Here is an 18,843-nt window from a genome sequence, read left to right as displayed (position 1 = left end):
TCGCCGGTCAATCGGTATGACAGGCACGGACAGAGGAATGTGACGGATGGTTGAGCAGGACTGGCTGAGCGAACGGTTCGCCGAGCACCGGAGCCGCTTGCACGCGATGGCCTACCGGATGCTCGGCTCTCCCACCGAGGCCGAGGACGCGCTGCAGGAGACGTGGCTGCGGGTCAACCGCGCCGACACCGGCCAGGTGGAGAACCCGGGCGGATGGCTGACCACCATCGTCGCCAGGGTGTGCCTGAACATGCTGGAAGCGCGCCGGGCCCGGCGGGAGGACCCGGCCGGGACGCTGCCGCCCGATCCGCCCGATCCGCAGCCCGGTACCCACCCGGCCACACCGGAGGATGAGACGTTGCTGGCCGATTCGGTCGGTGCCGCGCTGACGGTGGTGCTGGACACGCTGACCCCCGTCGAGCGGCTGGCGTTCGTCCTGCACGACGTCTTCGCCGTGTCGTTCGCCGAGATCGGCGCCATCATCGACCGCTCTCCGGCGGCGGCCAGGCAGCTCGCCAGCCGGGCCAGGCGCCGGGTACGGGGCACGGCCGGCGCGTCCGGCACCGCACGCTCGGCGAAGCGGGAGATCGTCGAGGCGTTCCTCGCCGCGGCCCGGGGCGGGGACTTCACCGCCCTGGTCGAACTGCTCGACCCGGACGCCGTGGCCCTGGAGATCCGCGGCGCCGAGGCGGTGGCGGCGTTCTTCGCCGGACGGGCCCAGGCCGCCAGGCTCGCCCTGGTCGACGGCGTCCCGGCGGCCGTCTGGTCGCACCGCGGCCGGCCGAAGGCGGTCATCGCCTTCACCGTCCGCGCCGGAAAGATCACCCGCATCGCCATCGACACCGACCAGGACCGGCTCTGCGGCCTCCACATCGTCTACCTCCCCGCGGGCGGCAGGGAGGGGCGTTGACGGGCACGGACCTCAGGCTCTCCTCCTGCACCCTCCTCGTGCACGACCTCGGCGCGGCGCTCGCCTTCTACCGTGACGTGCTCGGCCTGGAGGTACGCGACCACGCCCGGCCCAGCGTCGGCCCCCCGGCACAGCCGGACGTGCGGATCATCCTCCAACCGGCCGACCGGCAGGTGATCGAGGACCTGACGTCCAACGGCCTGCTGGGCGGTCTCGGCTTCGTGACCGGCGACTGCGACGCCACCTTCGCGCGCATCGAGGCCGCGGGCGCCGAGGTGATGCAGGAACCGATCGACCGGCCCGGCGGCGTCCGCGACTGCGCCTTCCTCGATCCCTCCGGCAACCTGCTGCGATTCACGCAGCCTGCGGCAGATCCAGTGAGCGGATCCAGGCGGACACCGCCGCGGCGGTGTCCACGGCGCTTTCTCCCAGCATGGTGAAGTGGTCGCCGGTGACCTCCGCCGGGTCGTGGCCGAATGGCCACACCGCCCGCCAAAGGCCCGCGCGGTGGTGTTCGTGGAAGGGGGTGCTCGGCCGCACGAACAGGGTCGGGACCGGGAGCGGGGCCGGCCGCCAGGACGCGAACATCCGGAAGTACCACCCCATCGCGGTCAGCCTGGTCTGCCCCAGCGGGCCGGCGTCGCCGGGTACGCGGACCATGCCGGCGATCAGCTCCGGCAGGATCGCCGCGGTCTCGGCGTTGCCGGGCAGGTAGGTGTCGATGAGGACGACGCCCGCCGGGGCCGGTCCCTCCCGGGTCAGCCGTTCGGCGGCGAGGTGGGCGGCCCAGCCGCCCGAGGAGTGGCCGAGCAGGACGTACGTCCCCGGCCGGTGCCCCTGCCGCCGCACGCTCGCGGCCAGCACGTCGGCGAGCGCGTCCAGCGAGCCCGGCAGTTCCTCACCCGGGAGGTAGCCGGGGACCGTGAACGACGACAGGGAGCACGTCGCGCCCAGGGCCGCGGCCAGCCGGTCGTACTGCTGGGCCCCTGAGGTGACGTTGAGGGAGGGCAGGCAGATCAGCGCCGGTCCGTCCCCGCCGAGGGAGACCGGTTCCAGCGGCGCGATCGCCGCGTCCGAGCCGCCCAGCATCGGCCGCAGCGCCGCCGCAGCGCCGATGAGGTGCAGGGCCTCCACCGCGCGGCTCTCGCCCACCGCCTGCCGGAACAGGGCCGAGACGCTGTCCGGGGGCTCGGCCACCACCTGCGGTGCGCTCTCGTCTTCGGCCGCGACCTGGCTCAGCAGGTACTCCGACAAGGCCTGCACGTTGGGATGGTCGAAGACCACGGTCGCGGGCAGTCGCAGCCCGGTCAGCGCGCCCAGCCGGTTGCGCAGCTCCACCGAGGCCAGCGAGTCGAAGCCGAGATCCCGGAACAGCGCCGTGTCCTTGATCTCCTCCGGGTCGGTGTGCCCGAGCACCGCGGCCACCTCGCCGCGTACGGCGTCGGCCAGCGCCGAGGGCGGTTCGCCACCAGGCAGGCCCGCCAGGCGGCGCGGCGGGGCCGGTTCGCCGGCCGCGTGTTCTGCCGTGGCGGCGCGCTCGCGCAGCCCGGCCACGGTGCTGAGGATCGGCGTGGAGGCCGCGCGGACGTGCCTGCGCATCGCCGCCGGGTCGAAGGAGATGGGCACCAGCAGGCTCTCCGGCCGGTGCAGGGCCGCGTCGAACAACGCCATCGCCGCGTCGCCGACCAGCGGGATCATGCCGGAGCCCGCCAGCCGCGCCCGGTCGGCCTGGGTCAGCCTGCCGGTGATGTCGCTTTGTTCGGCCCACAGCCCCCAGGCCAGGGAGACGGCGGGCAGTCCGAGCGCGCGCCGGTGCCCGGCCAGGGCGTCCAGGAACGCGTTCGCCGCGGCGTAGTTGCCCTGCCCGGCGCCGCCCAGTACCGCCGAGGCGGAGGAGAAGAGCACGAACGCCGTCAGGTCCAGGTCCTTGGTGAGGTCGTGGAGGTTCCACGCGCCGTCCACTTTGGGGCGCAGCACCTCGTGCAGCCTGTCATCGTCCAAGGTGGCGATCGTGCTGTCGTGGGTCACCCCGGCGAGATGGATCACGCCCCGCAGCGGCCGGTCGGCGGGGACGGCGGCCAGCAGGCCGCGCAGTGCCGTACGGTCGGCGACGTCGCAGGCCGCGACGGTGACCTCGGCCCCCAGGGCGCGCAGCGCGTCGCGCGTCGGCGCGGCGGAGGGCGCCTCCAGGCCGCGCCGGCCGGTGAGGAGCAGGTGGCGTACGCCGTGCGCGGTCACCAGGTGCCGTGCCAGAATGCCGCCCAGCGTCCCGGTGCCGCCGGTCACCAGCACGGTGCCCGCCGGATCGAACGCGGTGCTCGCCTGTTCGCCGGTGGTCTCGCCGGTCAGCCGGGGCACCATGATCGTCCCGGCGCGCAGGGCGATCTCCGGTTCGCCGCTCTCCGCCGCGAAGAGCAGCGCCGCGCCGAGGCCGTCACCCCCGTCCACATCGACCAGCGTGATCCGTCCCGGTTCTTCGGTCTGGGCGCTGCGCACCAGGCCGCGGGCGGTGGCCGCGGCGAGGTCGAGGACCGGTTCGGCCGGGCCCGCCGCCACCGCCCGCCTGGTGATGACCACCAGGCGGGCGTCCGGGCCGGGTGCCTGCGCCGGCCGGCACCGCACGAGGCCCAGCGTGCGGGCGGCGCAGTCGTGCGCGTCGGCGGCGCCCGAGCCCTCGACGCAGGCCACCATCACCTGCGCCGTGTCCGGGCCGTCAGCCGCGGCCGGGCCGTCGCAGGTCACGCCGACGGCCGCCAGCGAGGACGCCACCGTGTGGACGTCCTCGCTGGCCAGGCGCCAGGTGTACGTGCCCCGCGGGCGTCCGGGGCGTACGGTCTCCCATGTCAGGCGGAGCAGGGCCGTCGTGGCGGGACGCCCGGCCTTGGCCAGGTCGTGCGGGCGCAGGGTGAGGGAGTGCACGGCGGCCACGGGACGCCCCAGGGCGTCGGCCACGTGGATGGAGATCCGATGGCCGTCCTGGCGGCGGACGTGGGCCCGCAGCCGCCTCGCGCCGGGCCGGTGCAGTTCGATGGCCGACCACGCGAAGGGCAGCCCGGCCTCGCGTAGTCCCAGCCGCTCCGACGCGATCAGGCCGGGGTGCAGGGTCGCGTCGAGCAGGGCCGGGTGCAGGCCGTGGCCGCCGGTCTCCAGCGACTCGGGGGCGGTGATCTCGGCGTAGATGTCGTCGCCGAGGTGCCAGACGGCGCTCACGCCCTGGAAGGCCGGACCGTAGTCGAATCCGGCGCTTTCCGCGTGCTCCTGGTAGAGGCCGTCGAGCGCGAGCCGCCGCGCGCCCGGCGGTGGCCAGGCCGCGGCGAACGCGAACGCGTCGGTGTCCTGCGTGTCGGTGTCCTGGCCGGGCGCGGCGCTCGTCAGGGTGCCGGTGGTGTTGCGCACCCAGGCCGTCCGCGCGCCGGCGGACTCGGGTCTGGAGTCGACGCTGATCGAGCGGGTGCCGTCCGCCTCGGCGGGGCCGAGGTGCACCTGCACGAGCACCGCCTCGTCCGGTTCCAGGATCAGCGGGACGTGGTGGACCAGCTCGCGGACGCCCGGGTACCCGGTCAGCCGTCCGGCGTGCAGTGCCACCTCGACGAACATCGTGCCGGGCACCACGATCTTCCCGCCCACCCGGTGGTCGGCCAGCCAGGGCCGCTCGGCCGCCGACCAGCGGCCGGTGAACAGGGTCGTGCCGGCCGCGGCCACGTCCAGGCGTGCGCCGAGCAGCGGGTGGCCGCCGGTGTCCAGCCCCGGCGCGGTCGCGTCGGCGGCCTGGGGGACGTCCAGCCAGTACCGCCGCCGCTGGAACGGGTAGGTGGGCAGGTCCACAGGCCGGGGCGAGGTGCCCTCGAACCACGGGCGCAGGTCCACCGCCAGGCCGTTGGCGAACATCTGCGCCATGGCGGACAGCAGTCCGCCGGTCTCCGAGCGCCCGGCCCGCATCGCGGCGAGCGCCCGCTGTCCCGCTCCGAGCGCGTCGCCGGCCAGCGCGGTCAGCGACCCGCCGGGACCGACTTCGAGCACCTGCCCGATCCCGGTCCCGAGCAGCGCCCGCACCCCCTGGCCGAACAGGACGGGGGCGCGGACGTGCCCGGCCCAGTACGCGGGCCGGGCCACGGCGTCCGGGTCGGCGATCCGCCCGGTGACGTTCGAGATGAGCGGGATGGCGGGGGAGTGGAAGGCGATGCCCTCGATCTCCCGCCGAAACCGGCCGAGCACCGGATCCATGGCGGGGGAGTGGAAGGCGTGGCTGGTGCGCAGCCGCTTGGAGCGCCGTCCGGTGGCGGCGAAGCGTTCGACGACCCCCCGTACGGCCTCATCCGGCCCGGACACGACGACGGAGGCGGGGCCGTTGACGGCGGCGACCACCACCGGCGTCCCGCTCAGCAGGGCGGCCGCCTCCTCGGCCGTGGCCTCCAGCGCCACCATCGCCCCGCCACGGGGCGCCTCGTTCATCCACCGGGCCCGCGCGCCGACCACCCGGCAGGCGTCGGCGAGGGTCCACACCCCGGCCACATATGCCGCCGTGACCTCCCCCAGGGAATGCCCCATCACATGGTCCGGCCGCACGCCCCAGGACTCCAGCAGGCGGGTCAGGGCGACCTCGAACGCGAACAGCGCGGCCTGCGCGTACAGCGTGTCGTTCAGGGCCTCGGGGTCCGCCGCCGACCACATCGCCTCGCGTACGCCCGGCACGCCCCCGGCCTCGGCCAGCAGGCGGCACACCTCCTCCAGTGCCGAGCCGAAGACCGGGAACCGCTCGGCCGCTTCCCGCCCCATCCCGATGCGCTGGGCGCCCTGCCCGCTGTAGACGAACCCCACGCCGGAGCGCACGGTGCCCTCGGGCACCGGCTCGACGACCCCGGCGTGCGCCTGACCGGCGGCCAGTGCCGCCAGGCCCCGCCGCGCCTCCTCAAGGGTCGCGGCCAGGACCACCCCACGGCTGCCGAACACCGCCCGGGTCGTGAGGGCGGACCAGCTCACGTCGGCGGGCGGCAGGTCCGGTTCGCGGTCCATCAGCGCGTGCAGCCGTCCGGCCTGGGCGCGGGCCGCCGGTACCGACGCGCCCGAGACGACCCACGGCAAAAGCGTCTCGGCCGCGGCGGGCCGCGGCTCGGGCGGGGCCTGCGGTGTGTGCTCCACGATCACGTGGGCGTTCGTGCCGCCGACGCCGAAGGAGGAGACCCCGGCCCGCCGTACGCCGTCGGCGGCGGGCCACGGCATGGCCCGGGTCACGACCCGCACGGCCCCGGCGGCCCAGTCCACCTCGGGCGACGTTTCGTCGGCGTGCAGCGAGGGGGGTACCGTGCCGTGCTCCATCGCCATGACCATCTTGATCACCCCGGCCGCGCCCGCGGCGGCCTGCGTGTGGCCGATGTTCGACTTGACCGACCCCAGCCACAGCGGGTCCGGCCGCCCGCGGTCGCGGCCGTAGGTGGCCAGCAGCGCGTGCGCCTCGATCGGGTCGCCCAGCCGGGTCCCGGTGCCGTGGGCCTCCACCACGTCGACGCCGTCGCCGCTCACCTCGGCGTCGGCCAGCGCCGTGCGGATCAGGCGCCGCTGCGCCGGGCCGCTCGGCGCGGTCAGCCCGTTGGAGGCCCCGTCCTGGTTGACCGCGCTGCCCCGGAGCACGCCCAGCACCCGGTGCCCGAGTTCCCGCGCCCGGGAGAGCCGCTCCAGGACCAGGAGCGCCGCGCCCTCCGACCATCCCGTCCCGTCCGCGCCGCGGCCGAACGCCTTGCTGCGCCCGTCGGGGGACAGCGCGCCCTGCCGGGAGAAGTCCACGAAGATCGACGGGGTGGACATGACCGTCACCCCGCCGGCGAGCGCCAGGTCGCACTCCCCGCCGCGCAGCGCGCGCATCGCCCAGTGCATCGCCACCAGGGACGAGGAGCAGGCGGTGTCCACGGTCACCGCGGGTCCCTCCAGGCCCAGCACGTAGGCGATCCGCCCGCAGACCACGCTGTGCGCGCTGCCGCTGCCGAGGTACCCCTCCAGGTCGCCGGCGTCGGCGCCACCGGCCATGAACCTGCCGCCGTAGTCGTTGTGCGCCACTCCGGTGAACACCCCGGTGTTCGATCCCCGCAACGAGGTGGGATCGAGGCGGGCCCGTTCCAGTGCCTCCCAGGCGACTTCGAGCATCAGGCGTTGCTGCGGGTCCATCGCCAGGGCCTCACGGGGCGAGATCCCGAACGGCTCGCGGTCGAACATCGCCGCGTCGTACAGGAAACCGCCGTTGCGGGTCGTGGACGTCCCGCGGGCGCCGGGGTCGGGGGCGAAGAGCCGCTTCATGTCCCAGCCGCGGTCTTCGGGGAAGCCGGAGATCGCGTCGCGGTGGTCCAGCACGAGGTGCCAAAGGTCCTCCGGGGAGGTCACCTCGCCCGGGAACCGGCACGCCATGCCGATGATCGCGATCGGCTCGCGCAGCCGCGCCTCGGTCTCCATCAGCCGGCCGCGCACATCGTAGAGTTCGGTGGTGACGCGGCGCAGGTAGCGGCCGAGCCGTTCGTCCTCGTTCATGTGAACACCCCTCCGCGCCGGGCTCACTCGGCCAGGCTCTCGTCGATCAGTCGGAAAAGTTCTTCGTTCGTCGCCGCCTGGATCTTGGCGGCGACGGCGGCGGAGCGCGGCTCGGCCGGCGTCTCCGGGGCCGCTTCGGCCGCGCCGGGCGCGTCGGGCGTCAGCCGGGTCCGGATGTAGCGGGCGACCGCGGCCGGGGTCGGATGGTCGTACACGGTCGTCGAGGGCAACCGCAGGCCGGTCGCCGCGCTGAGGCGGTTGCGCAGGTCCAGGGCGGCGAGGGAGTCGCAGCCGAGGCTGAGGAACGTGGCCTCCGGCCGGATCGCGTCCGGGCTGGAATGGCCGAGCACGTCGGCGACGTGGCCGGTGACCAGCGCGAGCAGTTCGCGCTGCCGCCCCTCCTGGCTCAACCGGGCCGTCCGCCGCCCGAGGGGATCGGTGGGCTGTGCCGCGCCGGTGGTGGGGCAGATCGCGTCCTCGCGTCGCGGGTCGAGCCGGATCGGCAGGACGGCGGGCGCCGAGCCGGCCAGCGCCTCGTCCAGCAGCGCGAGGGCGCGCTCGGTGGACATCGGCGACAGCCCGGTGGTGCGGCGCATCCGGGCCATGTCGCCGGGGGCCAGGTGGCCGGTCATCCCGCTGGGCTCGGCCCAGGGGCCGAAGGCCAGGGACACCGCGGGCGGCCCTTCGGCGCGGCGGCGGGCGGCCAGGGCGTCCAGTACGGCGTTGGCGGCGGCGTAGCCCGCCTGCCCCGCGCTGCCCAGCACCCCGGCGGCGGAGGAGTACAGGACGAGCGGCACCGGGTCGTGCCGGGTGAGGCGGTGCAGGTTCCAGGCGGCGTCCACCTTGGGGCGCAGCACCGCGTCGATCCGCCCGGGGGTGAGATTGCCGATCACGCCGTCGTCGAGGACTCCCGCGGCGTGCACGACGCCCGCCAGGGGATGGCGTCCGGGGATCTCCTCCAGCACGGCGGCCAGCGCCGCCGGGTCCGCCGCGTCGCAGGCGACGACGGTGGCATGACAGCCCAGCGCGGCGAGTCCGGCGACCAGCCCGGCCGCGCCCGGGGCGCCGGGGCCGCTGCGGGAGGCCAATACGAGGTGGCGTACTCCGTGGCGGGTCACCAGGTGGCGGGCGGTGATCGCGCCGAGGGTGCCGGTGCCGCCGGTGATGAGCACGGTCCCGCCGGCGGCGAACGTCACGGGGGCGGCGGTGGCCGTACCGGCCCGCCGCAGCCGCGGCACATGGGCGACGCCGTCGCGGATCGCGACCTCCGGCTCCCCGGACATCGCGGCGGCGCGCAGCGCCGAACGGCTCGCCGGGGCGCGGTCCAGGTCGATCAGCTGGAGCCGTCCGGGATCTTCCGCCTGCGCCGAGCGCACCAGGCCCCACACGGCCGCGGCGGGCAGGGCGGGCGCGGGATCGGCGTCGCCCACGGCGATGGCGCCGGTGGTGACCAGGGTGAGGCGCGTCCCGGCGAGCCGGTCGTCGGACAGGAAGTCCGCGACCAGGGCCAGGGCGCGATGCGCGGCGGCGTGCACGGCCGGTACGACGTGCTCCTCGTCGTCTTCGTGCTCGGCCGGGCCGGGGGACAGGAACGCGATGGCCACGTCCGGCGGCGAGGCGGCGAGCGCCGCGAGATCGGGATGGGATGGAATGTCGTCGATGCCCGGCTCCTGGCCGATCACCGACACGGTGCCGGGCCGCTGTCCGGCGGGCGTCTGCGGTGTCCAGTCCAGTTCGTGAAGGGCACCCTCGTGGCCGGTGCCCGAGGCCCGCACGGCGCAGGAGGCGCGCAGGGTCCACGCCTGGCCCGTGGCCTCGGGACGGGTGTGCAGGGTCACCGATCGGTGCCCGTCGTCTGTGGGCGGACCGGCGAGGACGCGGATCTCGTACGCCGCGTCGTCGCCGGGCGGCGGCTCGTGGACCGCGAGGTCGCCCGCGACCGTCGCGCCGAGCGTGGTGGCGGCGTGCCGCGCCAGGTCGAGATACGTCGTCTCCGGCCATGGGCGCAGATCCCGGCCGATCCGGCCGGTGAAGCAGGCGCCCCCGTCCGGAAGGCCGATCATCGCGGGCAGTAGCGGATGCCCGCCCGCCTCTTGGCCGAGCCCGGCGGGGCCAGGGGTGCTTTCGGCATCGAGCCAGAAGCGGGTGCGCTGGAAGGCGTACGTGGGGACATCGACCACGCGGGCGTCCGTCCCGAACGCGGGAGTCCAGTCCACGTCCACGCCCTGGGTGTAGGACTCCGCGACGGAGGTGAGGAACCGCTTCGCCCCACCGTCGTCGCGGCGCAGCGAACCCACCACGATCGCGTCGCCGCCGCACCGCTCGATCGTCCCCGCCGTGCCGAAGGCCAGCACCGGATGCGGGCTCGCCTCGACGAACGCGCCGATGCCGTCGCCGACCATCGTCTGTACGGCCCGGTCGAACCGGACGGTCTCCCGCAGGTTGCGATACCAGTAACGCGCGTCCAGGAGCAGCGGATCGACGCGTTCCCCGGTGACGGCCGAGTAGAACGGGATGTCCGCGGCGCGCGGCGTGATCGGGCCCAGCAGCCGGGCGAGTTCGTCTCGCAGCGCCTCGGCCTGCACGGTGTGCGAGGCGTAGTCCACCGCGATGACGCGGGACTCGGTGACGGCGCCGAACTCGCCGAGCGCCCCCGGCTCGCCCGAGACCACGGTGGAGGCGGGACCGTTGACGGCGGCGATCTCGATCCGGCCCGCCCACGGCCTGATCAGTTCGGCGACCTCCTCGACCGGCCGCGCAACCGACGCCATCCCGCCATGACCGGCCAGGTGGCGGCCGATCGCCCGGCTGCGCACGGCCACGACGCGGGCGGCCTCCCGCAGGCTCAGCGCACCGGCGACGCACGCCGCCGCGATCTCCCCCTGCGAATGGCCGACCACGGCCGAGGGGTCGACGCCGTAGGACCGCCACAACGCGGCCAGGGCCACCATGACCGCGAACGACGCGGGCTGGACGACGTCCACCCGCCGCAGCGCATCGGCGTCGCCCAGCACGTCGAGCAGGTCCCAGCCGGTGTGCTCCCGCAGCGCCCGCGCGCATTCGGCCAGGTGGCCGGCGAACACGGGCGAGGAATCGGCCAGTTCGAGGGCCATGCCGGTCCACTGCGCGCCCTGGCCGGGGAACACGAACGCCACCCGGCGCGGCCCGCCGCCCGCGCCGGTGATCAGGTCCTCGCCGAGGAGGACCGCGCGGTGCGGGAACCGGGCGCGGGCCGTGGCCAGGGTGTATCCGATGTCCATCGCGTCCGGGCCGCCGTCCCCGGCGTACGCCCTCAGCCGCTCGACCTGCGCGCTCAACGCCGCCGCGGTCGGGGCCGAGACCGTCAGCGGCACGATCGGCGGCCGTGGGCGTCGGCGTTCCGGCGCGGGGGCGGCGGGCTCGGCCGCTTCGATGATCACGTGCGCGTTCGTCCCGCTGACGCCGAAGGAGGACACCCCCGCCCGCCGGGGGCGCCCTGAGGCCGGCCACGGCCTCGGCTCGGTGAGCAGTTCGACCGCACCGGCCCCCCAGTCCACCTGGGGGGTCGGCCGATCGACGTGCAACGTCGCCGGAAGCACCCCGTGCCGCATCGCCTCGGCCATCTTGATGACCCCGCCGACGCCCGCGGCGGCCTGGGCGTGCCCGATGTTCGACTTCAGCGAGCCCAGCCACAGCGGACGCTCCCTGTCCCGGCCGTAGACGGCCAGTAGGGCCTGCGCCTCGATGGGGTCGCCGAGCGGTGTCCCGGTGCCGTGCGCCTCCACGGCGTCCACGTCCGCCGGGGACAGGCCGGCGTCGGCGAGCGCGGCGCCGATCACCCGCCGCTGGGCGCCGCCATTGGGGGAGGTGAGCCCGTTGGACGCGCCGTCCTGGTTGACGGCCGTGCCGCGGACCACGGCGAGGATGCGGTGCCCGTTCGCGCGGGCGTCCGCCAGGCTTTCCAGCACCAGCACGCCGGCGCCCTCCGACCAGCTCGTGCCGTCGGCCGCGGCGGCGAAGGACCGGGACCGCCCGTCCGGGGACAGCGCGCGCTGCCTGCTGAACTCCACGAACAACGACGGGGACGACATCACCGTCACGCCGCCCGCGAGCGCGAGTTCGCATTCGCCGCGGCGCAGGGCCTGCACCGCCAGGTGCAGCGCGACCAGGGACGACGAGCACGCCGTGTCCACGGTCAGCGCGGGACCTTCCAGCCCCAGGACGTAGGAGACCCGGCCGGACGCCACCGAGGCGGCGGTACCCCCGGCGAGGTAGCCCTCGAACTCGCCCGAGCCGGAGCCGGAGCCGGCCGGGGCGTGCATCTGCCGGGCGCCGTAGCCGCCGTTCATCACGCCCGCGAACACCCCCGTCCGGCTGCCCCGCAGCGAACCCGGGTCGATCCCGGCCCGCTCGACGGCCTCCCAGGAGGTCTCCAGCAGCAGCCGTTGCTGCGGGTCCATCGCGGTGGCCTCACGCGGTGAGATCCCGAAGAACTCCGCGTCGAACAGCGCGGCGTCCCGCAGGAAGCCGCCCTGGCGGACGTAGCTGTGCCCGGTCCGCGCCGGGTCGGGGTCGAACAGATCGCCCAGGTCCCAGCCGCGGTCGGCGGGGAACTCCCCGATCGCGTCGGTGCCGGACTCCACCAGCCGCCACAGGTCCTCCGGCGAGCCGACCGCACCGGGGTAACGGCAGCTCATGCCCACGATCGCGATCGGCTCCCCGGACCGCTCCGCGCGGGGAACGTCCGTGCGGCCCGCGCTGTCGGCCCGCGGTACCAGGCGGTCGGCGACCGCGGCCGGGGTCGGGTGGTCGAACACGAGCGTCGCCGGGAGCCGGACGTCGAACCGCGCGTTCAGCCGGTTGCGCAACTCCACCGCGGTAAGGGAGTCGAAGCCCATCTCCTTGAACGCCCGGCCGCTCTCGACGGACGCCGCCGAGTCATACCCGAGGGTGCTCGCCACCTCCTCGCACACGAGCCGCAGCACCGCCGCGCGCCGTTCCCCCTCGGGCAGCGCCGTGATCCGGCCGGTCACCGCCCGACCCGCCGCCCGGCCGCGCCCGGCCCGGGAACCGGCCATGCCGCGCAGCATCGCCGGGATCGGGCCCTGCGTGCGCAGCGTGCCGTGGTCCAGCCGGAGCGCGGTCACCGCCGCCGGTGCGGCGAGGGCCGCGTCGAACAGCGCGAGCGCGTCGCCCGTGGCGATCGGGGCGACCCCGAGCCGGGCCAGCCGGGCGCGATCGAGGTCGGTGAGGGTCGCGGTCAGGGCGCTCGCCTCCGCCCACAGCCCCCAGGCGATCGAGGTCGCCGGAAGTCCTTCCGCCCGGCGGATCTCGGCCAGCGCGTCCAGCACGCTGTTGGCCGCCGCGTAGTTGCCCTGGCCGGGGGTGCCCAGGACACCGGCGACCGACGAGAACATCACGAACGCCTTCAGCGGCTTGTCCCGCGTGAGCTCGTGCAGATGGATCGCTGTGGCCGCCTTCGGCGCGTGGACCGTGGCGAGCCGTCCGGGCGTCAGCGACTCGATGACGCCGTCATCGCGCACGCCCGCGGCGTGGACTACGGCGGTGATGGGGTACCGGTCGATGAGAGCCGCCAGCGCCGCGCGGTCCGTCACGTCGCACGCCACGACCTCCGCGCCGAGTTCCTCCCGCAGCTCCCGCGCCCTCGGCGCCCGGGGGCCGCCGCGCCCGGCCAGGACCAGCCGCACGCCGTGCCGGGCCAGGTGACGCGCCACCGACGCGCCGGCCAGGCCGGTGCCGCCGGTGATGATGACACAGTCGGCCGCCGTCCACTCCACCGGTTCCCCGGTGCTCTCGGCGGGGCCCAGCCGGGGTACGGCGAACGTGCCCTGGCGGATCCACACCTCCGGCTCGCCGGTGGCCAGGACCGCGGCGATGTCCACCGCGCCCGGGGAGTCGGTGTCGACCAGGACGAACCGGTCGGGCTGCTCGGTGATGGCCGACCTGATCAGCCCGCGGATCGCGGCCTGGCCGAGGTCCGTCCCGGCGTCGTGGGTGACGATCACCATCCGCTCGCCGGGGCGGCTCTGCACCGCCGCGAGCACCCGCTCGGCGGTCGGCTCCGCGACGACCGTGACATCGGCGGGGCCCGCCGCGGCCGGGGCCGGGATCGCCACGGGCCGGACGGTGAGCAGCGTGCCCGCGCCGCCGGCGGCGGCGAGCCCGGCCGGCTTCGGCCGCAGCGCCAGCGAGCCCACGGTGAGCACGGGCTCGCCCGTCTCGTCCGCGCAGCGGATCCCCGCGGGCGAGAGCCGGACGCGCAGGCGGGTGGCACCGGTACGGTGCAGGGCCACGTCGCGCCACTCGAAGGGCAGGCCGTCGGAGTCGAGCAGGAGGGCGTGCAGCGCCCCGTCGAGCAGCGCCGGATGCACACCGAAGGGGCCGGGGCCGCCCGCCAGGGCCACCTCGGCGAAGATCTCCTCGCCGCGGCGCCAGGCCCGGCGCAGGCCGCGGAACGCCGGGCCGTACCGGTAGCCCCTGTCGTGCAGGGTCTCATAGACGCCGGTCACGTCGATCTCGGCCGCGTCCGGCGGCGGCCACTCGCCGACCGGCGCCGCCTCCGGCGTGCCGCAGGCGAGTACGCCGGTGGCGTGCAACGTGCGGCCCGGGTCATCAGTGCCCGGATCACCAGGGCCCGGATCACCAGGGCCCGGATCGCCGAGTGAGTAGACGGCGATCCGGCGTCGTCCCGACTCGCCGGCGGCCGCCACCATGGCCTGCAGGCGGACCCCGCCGCCGGGCGGCAGGACCAGCGGCGCCTCCAGGGTCAGTTCTTCCACCAGGTCGCAACCGGCGTGGTCACCGGCACGCACGGCCAGCTCGGCGAACGCCGCCCCCGGCACGACGACCACGCCGTCCACCGCGTGGTCGGCCAGCCAGGGCAGGTCGCGCAGCGAGATCCGGGAGGTGAACAGCAGGCCGCCGGAGTCCGGCAGCTCGACCGCGCCGCCGAGCAGCGGGTGCTCGGTCGCGACCAGGCCGAAGTCCCCGGGCGCGGCGGCCGGGCGGCCGGCGTCGAGCCAGTGGCGTCTGCGCTGGAAGGCGTAGGACGGCAGCTCGATCCGCTCGCCGTGCAGTGTGCTCGCCCAGTCCACGGCGACACCGTGGGCGTACGCCTCGGCGAGCGCGGCGGTGAACCGATCGGGCCCGCCCGCGTCCCGGCGCAGCGAACCCACCGCGATGGCCTCCAGGGCGGGCACCAGCACGGGGTGCGGGCCGCACTCGATGAACACGTGCCCGTCCAGCGCGCCGACCGCTTCGGCGAACCGGACCGGCCGCCTCAGGTTCTCGTACCAGTACCCGGCGTCCAGGGAGGTGCCGTCCACGAACTCGCCGGTCACCGTGGAGAAGAACGGGACGTCCGCGCGCCGCGGCGTGATCGGCGCGAGCGCGCCGAGGAGGTCGTCGCGGATCGCCGTGACCTGCGGCGAGTGGGAGGCGTAGTCCACCGGGATGCGTTTCGCCCGCTCCCAGGTGGCCAGCAGTTCGTCGATCGCCTCCAGATCGCCGGACACGACCGTCGAGTTCGGGCCGTTGACCGCGGCGACGGAGATCCGGCCCTCCCACCGGCCCAGGGCCGCTCGCGTCTCATCGGCGGGCAGCGGTACCGAGGCCATGCCGCCCCGCCCGGCCAGGGAGTCGCGGATCGCCCGGCTGCGTGTCACCACGACGCGGGCCGCGTCGCGCAGGCTCAGCGCGCCCGCGACGCAGGCGGCGGCGACCTCCCCCTGCGAGTGCCCGACCACCGCGGCCGGTTCGACGCCGTGCGCCCGCCACAGCGCCGCCAGCGACACCATCACGGCGAACAGGGCGGGCTGGACCACGTCCACCCGCCGCAACGCCTCCTCATCCCCCAGTGCCTCGAACAGATCCCAGCCGGTGAACTCCGCCAGGGCCTCGGCGCACTCGGCCATCCGTGCGGCGAACACCGGGGCCGAGCCCATCAGCTCCAGCGCCATCCCCGTCCACTGCGACCCCTGGCCGGGGAACACCAGGACCGCCGCACGGCGGCCCGCCGTGCCCTGGACGACGTTGCCCGCGGGATCGCCCGCGGCCAGGGCGCGCAGCCCGGCCAGCAGCTCCGCGGTGTCCCGGCCGAGCACGACCGCCCGATGGTCCATCGGCGACCGGAAGGCGGCGGCGGAATAGGCCACGTCCGCCGCCCGTGCCGCGGGTAGTGCCGCCAGCGCCTCCGCCAGCCGGGCGGCCTGCCCGCGCAGCGCGTCCCGGCCGCGCGCCGACACCACCAGCGGCAACAGCCCGGACGACCGCCGGACCGCGGCGGTGGCGGGCGGCTCGAACCGCTCCAGCACGACATGCGCGTTCGTGCCGCTCACCCCGAACGACGACACGCCCGCCCGGCGCGGGCGGCCGGTCGCGGGCCAGGGCAGCGGCTCGGCCAGCAGCCCGGCGGAGCCGGCCGACCAGTCCACGTGGGAGGTCGGCCTGGTGACGTGCAGGGTCTTGGGCAGCAGCCCGTTGCGCATCGCCTGAACCATCTTGATGACCCCGCCGATGCCCGCGGCGGCCTGGGCGTGCCCGATGTTGGACTTCAGGGAGCCCAGCAGCAGCGGCCGCTCGCGGTCTCGGCCGTAGACGGCCAGCAGGGCCTGCGCCTCGATCGGGTCGCCCAGGCGGGTGCCCGTGCCGTGCGCCTCCACCGCGTCCACCTCGGCCGGCCGCAGCCCGGCGTCGGCCAGGGCCGCCCGGATCACCCGCTGCTGGGAGCGGCCGTTCGGCGCGGTCATCCCGCTGGACGCGCCGTCCTGGTTGACCGCGCTGCCCTTGACCACGGCCAGCACCCGATGTCCGCCACGGCGGGCCTCGGACAGCCGCTCCACCAGCAGTACGCCGGCGCCCTCGCCCAGGCCGAACCCGTCGGCGCTGTCGGAGAACGCCTTGCACCGGCCGTCCGGCGCGAGGCCGCCCTGCCGGGAGAACTCCACGAACATCCCCACCCCGGACATGACCGTGACCCCGGCCACGACGGCGAGACCGCACTCGCCCCGTCGTACCGCGCCCACGGCCAGGTGTAAGGCGACCAACGACGACGAGCAGGCGGTGTCCACGGTAATCGCGGGCCCCTCGAAGCCGTACAGGTAGGACATCCGGCCGGACATGACGCTCCCGGTGGTGCCGGTGAAGACGTACCCCTCGACCTCGGCGCCCTGGCCGGCCCTGGGCCCGTAGTCCATGGTCATCGCGCCGACGAACACACCGGTCCGGCTGCCGCGCAGCGACTCCGGGTCGATCCCGGCGTGCTCGAACGCCTCCCAGGAGGTCTCCAGGAGCAGCCGCTGCTGCGGGTCCATGGCGGCGGCCTCGCGCGGGCTGATCCCGAAGAAGCCGGCGTCGAACAGGTCCGCGCCGGTCACGAACCCCGCTTCGCGCTGGTAGAAGGTGCCGGGCCTGCGGGAGGCGTCGTCGTAGGAGGCGGCGAAGTCCCAGCCGCGGTCCTCCGGGAACGCCGACACGGCATCGACACCGTCACGGACCAGCCGCCACAGATCATCGGCGCTGCCGACACCGCCCGGATAGCGGCAGGCCATGCCGACGATCACCACCGGATCGTCGTCGCCGTCACCACCGGCTCTGGCCGCCGCCGGCGCGTCCTCCTGGGGGTCTGTGCCCAGCAGCGTGGTACGCACCAGCTCGGCCGCCCGCGCCGGTGTCGGGTGGTCGAACACCATGGTCGCCGGCAGGGCGGTGCCCGTCGCCGCGGCGATCCGGCCGCGGACCTCCAGCGCGGTCACCGAGTCGAAGCCCAGCTCATGGAACGACATGCCGGGCTCCACCGGCGTGGCCGGGTCCAGCAGCGCCCGGACCTCCTGGCACACGAGCGCGACCAGGAACGCCCGCTGATCCGTCTCCGGCATGCCGGCGAGCCGTTCGGCCAGTGAGGTCTCCGGAGGTGCCGCAGGCCGGGCATCGGCCTGCGGGAGCGGCACGAGCTGCGGGGCGTGGCCTTCGTACACGGCCGCCCAGTCGATGGGGACGCCATCGACGTACAGCCGACCCGGGGTGCGCATGACCTGGTCCAGGCCGGCCTGGCCGCGGCGGAGCGACGCGCGGACGGCGGGGCGCGCACCTGCGGCCTCGGCGGTCTCCTCGATGGCCGCGGTGAGCACCGGATGCGGGCCGACCTCCAGGAACACCCCGTGCCCCGCGGAGAGCGCGGCGCGGACCGCCTGCTCGAACCGGATCGTGCTCCGCAGGTTGCGCGCCCAGTGATCCGCGTCCAGCGGGGTTTCGGACGGTAACCGCCCGCCGGTCAGCGACGAGTAGAAGGGCACCGCGGGCGGGCCGGGGCGCAGCGGGGCCAGCGCCGCCCGCAGCGGTGCGATGATCCGGTCGATGTGCGCGGAGTGCGCCGCCAGGTCCACACCGATCGTCTTGGCCGCGACGCCCTGCGCGGCGAACTCCGCGCACAGCCGGGCGGCGGCCCCGGCGTCACCGGAGACGATCACCGCCCTGGGGCCGTTGACGGCGGCGATCTCCAGGCCGGGCGTCAGCCGCGGCAGCACGACGTCGAGCGGAGCCGGAACGGAGATCATCGAGCCCTGGCCGGACAGGGTGGCCTGCAACCGGCTCCACAGCGCGGCGATCCGCGCGCCGTCCTCAAGGGACAGCGCCCCGGCCACGACCGCGGCGGCGATCTCGCCGAGGCTGTGCCCCAGCACCGCGGACGGCTCGATCCCGTACGCCCGCCACACCGCGGCCAGTGACACCATCACCGAGAACAGCACGGGCTGCACGACATCGGTGCGATCCAGCGACGCCGCGCCGGGAACCGCGTTCACCACGTCGAGCAGGGACCAGTCCAGGAACGGGGCCAAGGCCGCGGCGCACTCGGCCATCCGCGCGGCGAAGATCGGCGAGGACGTCATCAGGCCGGCCGCCATGCCGGGCCACTGCGAGCCCTGGCCGGGAAAGACGAACACGACGCCGCCCTCGACCGGGGCGCCTTCGATCAGCCCCGCTGAACCGCGCCCCTGGGCGAGCGCCGTCAGCGCTTCGGCGAATCCTTCCCGGTCGGCAGCCACGAGCGCTGCGCGCCGCGCGCCGGGCGGGCGGTGGGCCAATGACCAGCCGATGTCCTGCGGCCGCCGGGCGGGCCGTTCGGTCAGCTCGTCCAGCAGCAGGCCGGCCTGGGCCCGCAGTGCGCCCGTGCTGTCTGCGGACAACGCCCACAGCAGCGAGTCAGAATCGCGCCACATGGCGTCGTTCCTCCTCTGTCACCACTGAATGACAAATACCTTTCCGGCGCCGGCGCTTTTGCGGGCGAGGGAGAATCGCTCATTCTGCCGATCCCGCACAGAGTCGGCCCGGCCGACCATGCCGGCCGTATATGCCGAGGTCAGGGGCGGGTGTTTGATGCCACCCGCGGCCGAACCCCGGTCGTGACGCACTTGAGGTCT

Annotated in this window: 4 protein-coding genes; 2 read left to right on the top strand and 2 right to left on the bottom strand. The window is 75.4% G+C overall.

Features of this window, described 5'->3' with window-relative positions; all coding sequences use genetic code 11:
- Positions 1-46: 46 nt before the first annotated feature.
- Both DP939_RS29200 and DP939_RS29195 read left to right on the top strand, forming a co-directional pair.
- The gene (locus DP939_RS29200; RefSeq protein WP_113984033.1) at positions 47-910 is read left to right on the top strand and encodes a sigma-70 family RNA polymerase sigma factor; all 864 of its coding nucleotides are present in this window, start codon (positions 47-49) and stop codon (positions 908-910) included.
- On the top strand, positions 907-1,350 hold the full coding sequence (locus tag DP939_RS29195) for a VOC family protein (RefSeq protein WP_113984032.1): 444 nt from the start codon (positions 907-909) through the stop codon (positions 1,348-1,350). Before DP939_RS29200 ends, DP939_RS29195 begins: the two co-directional genes overlap by 4 nt.
- On the opposite strand, the gene DP939_RS29190 is transcribed toward DP939_RS29195, so the two are convergent.
- Both DP939_RS29190 and DP939_RS29185 read right to left on the bottom strand, forming a co-directional pair.
- Positions 1,265-7,426, bottom strand: coding sequence for a type I polyketide synthase (locus DP939_RS29190; RefSeq protein WP_113984031.1), 6,162 nt, complete (start codon positions 7,424-7,426; stop codon positions 1,265-1,267). The genes DP939_RS29195 and DP939_RS29190 overlap by 86 nt on opposite strands.
- A gap of 23 nt (positions 7,427-7,449) precedes the next feature.
- Complete coding sequence (locus DP939_RS29185; protein WP_113984030.1) at positions 7,450-18,642, bottom strand: type I polyketide synthase; 11,193 nt, start codon at positions 18,640-18,642, stop codon at positions 7,450-7,452.
- Between the last annotated feature and the right edge of the window lie 201 nt (positions 18,643-18,843).

It is taken from the genome of Spongiactinospora rosea (genome assembly GCF_003315795.1).
Taxonomy (GTDB): domain Bacteria; phylum Actinomycetota; class Actinomycetes; order Streptosporangiales; family Streptosporangiaceae; genus Spongiactinospora; species Spongiactinospora rosea.
This window is presented reverse-complemented; position numbering and strand designations above follow the sequence as displayed.

Excerpts from the sequence above, each read along its gene's own strand:
- DP939_RS29200 (WP_113984033.1), top strand. The coding sequence starts at position 47 with ATGGTTGAGCAGGACTGGCTGAGCGAACGGTTCGCCGAGCACCGGAGC.
- DP939_RS29190 (WP_113984031.1), bottom strand. The coding sequence starts at position 7,426 with ATGAACGAGGACGAACGGCTCGGCCGCTACCTGCGCCGCGTCACCACC.
- DP939_RS29185 (WP_113984030.1), bottom strand. The coding sequence starts at position 18,642 with ATGTGGCGCGATTCTGACTCGCTGCTGTGGGCGTTGTCCGCAGACAGC.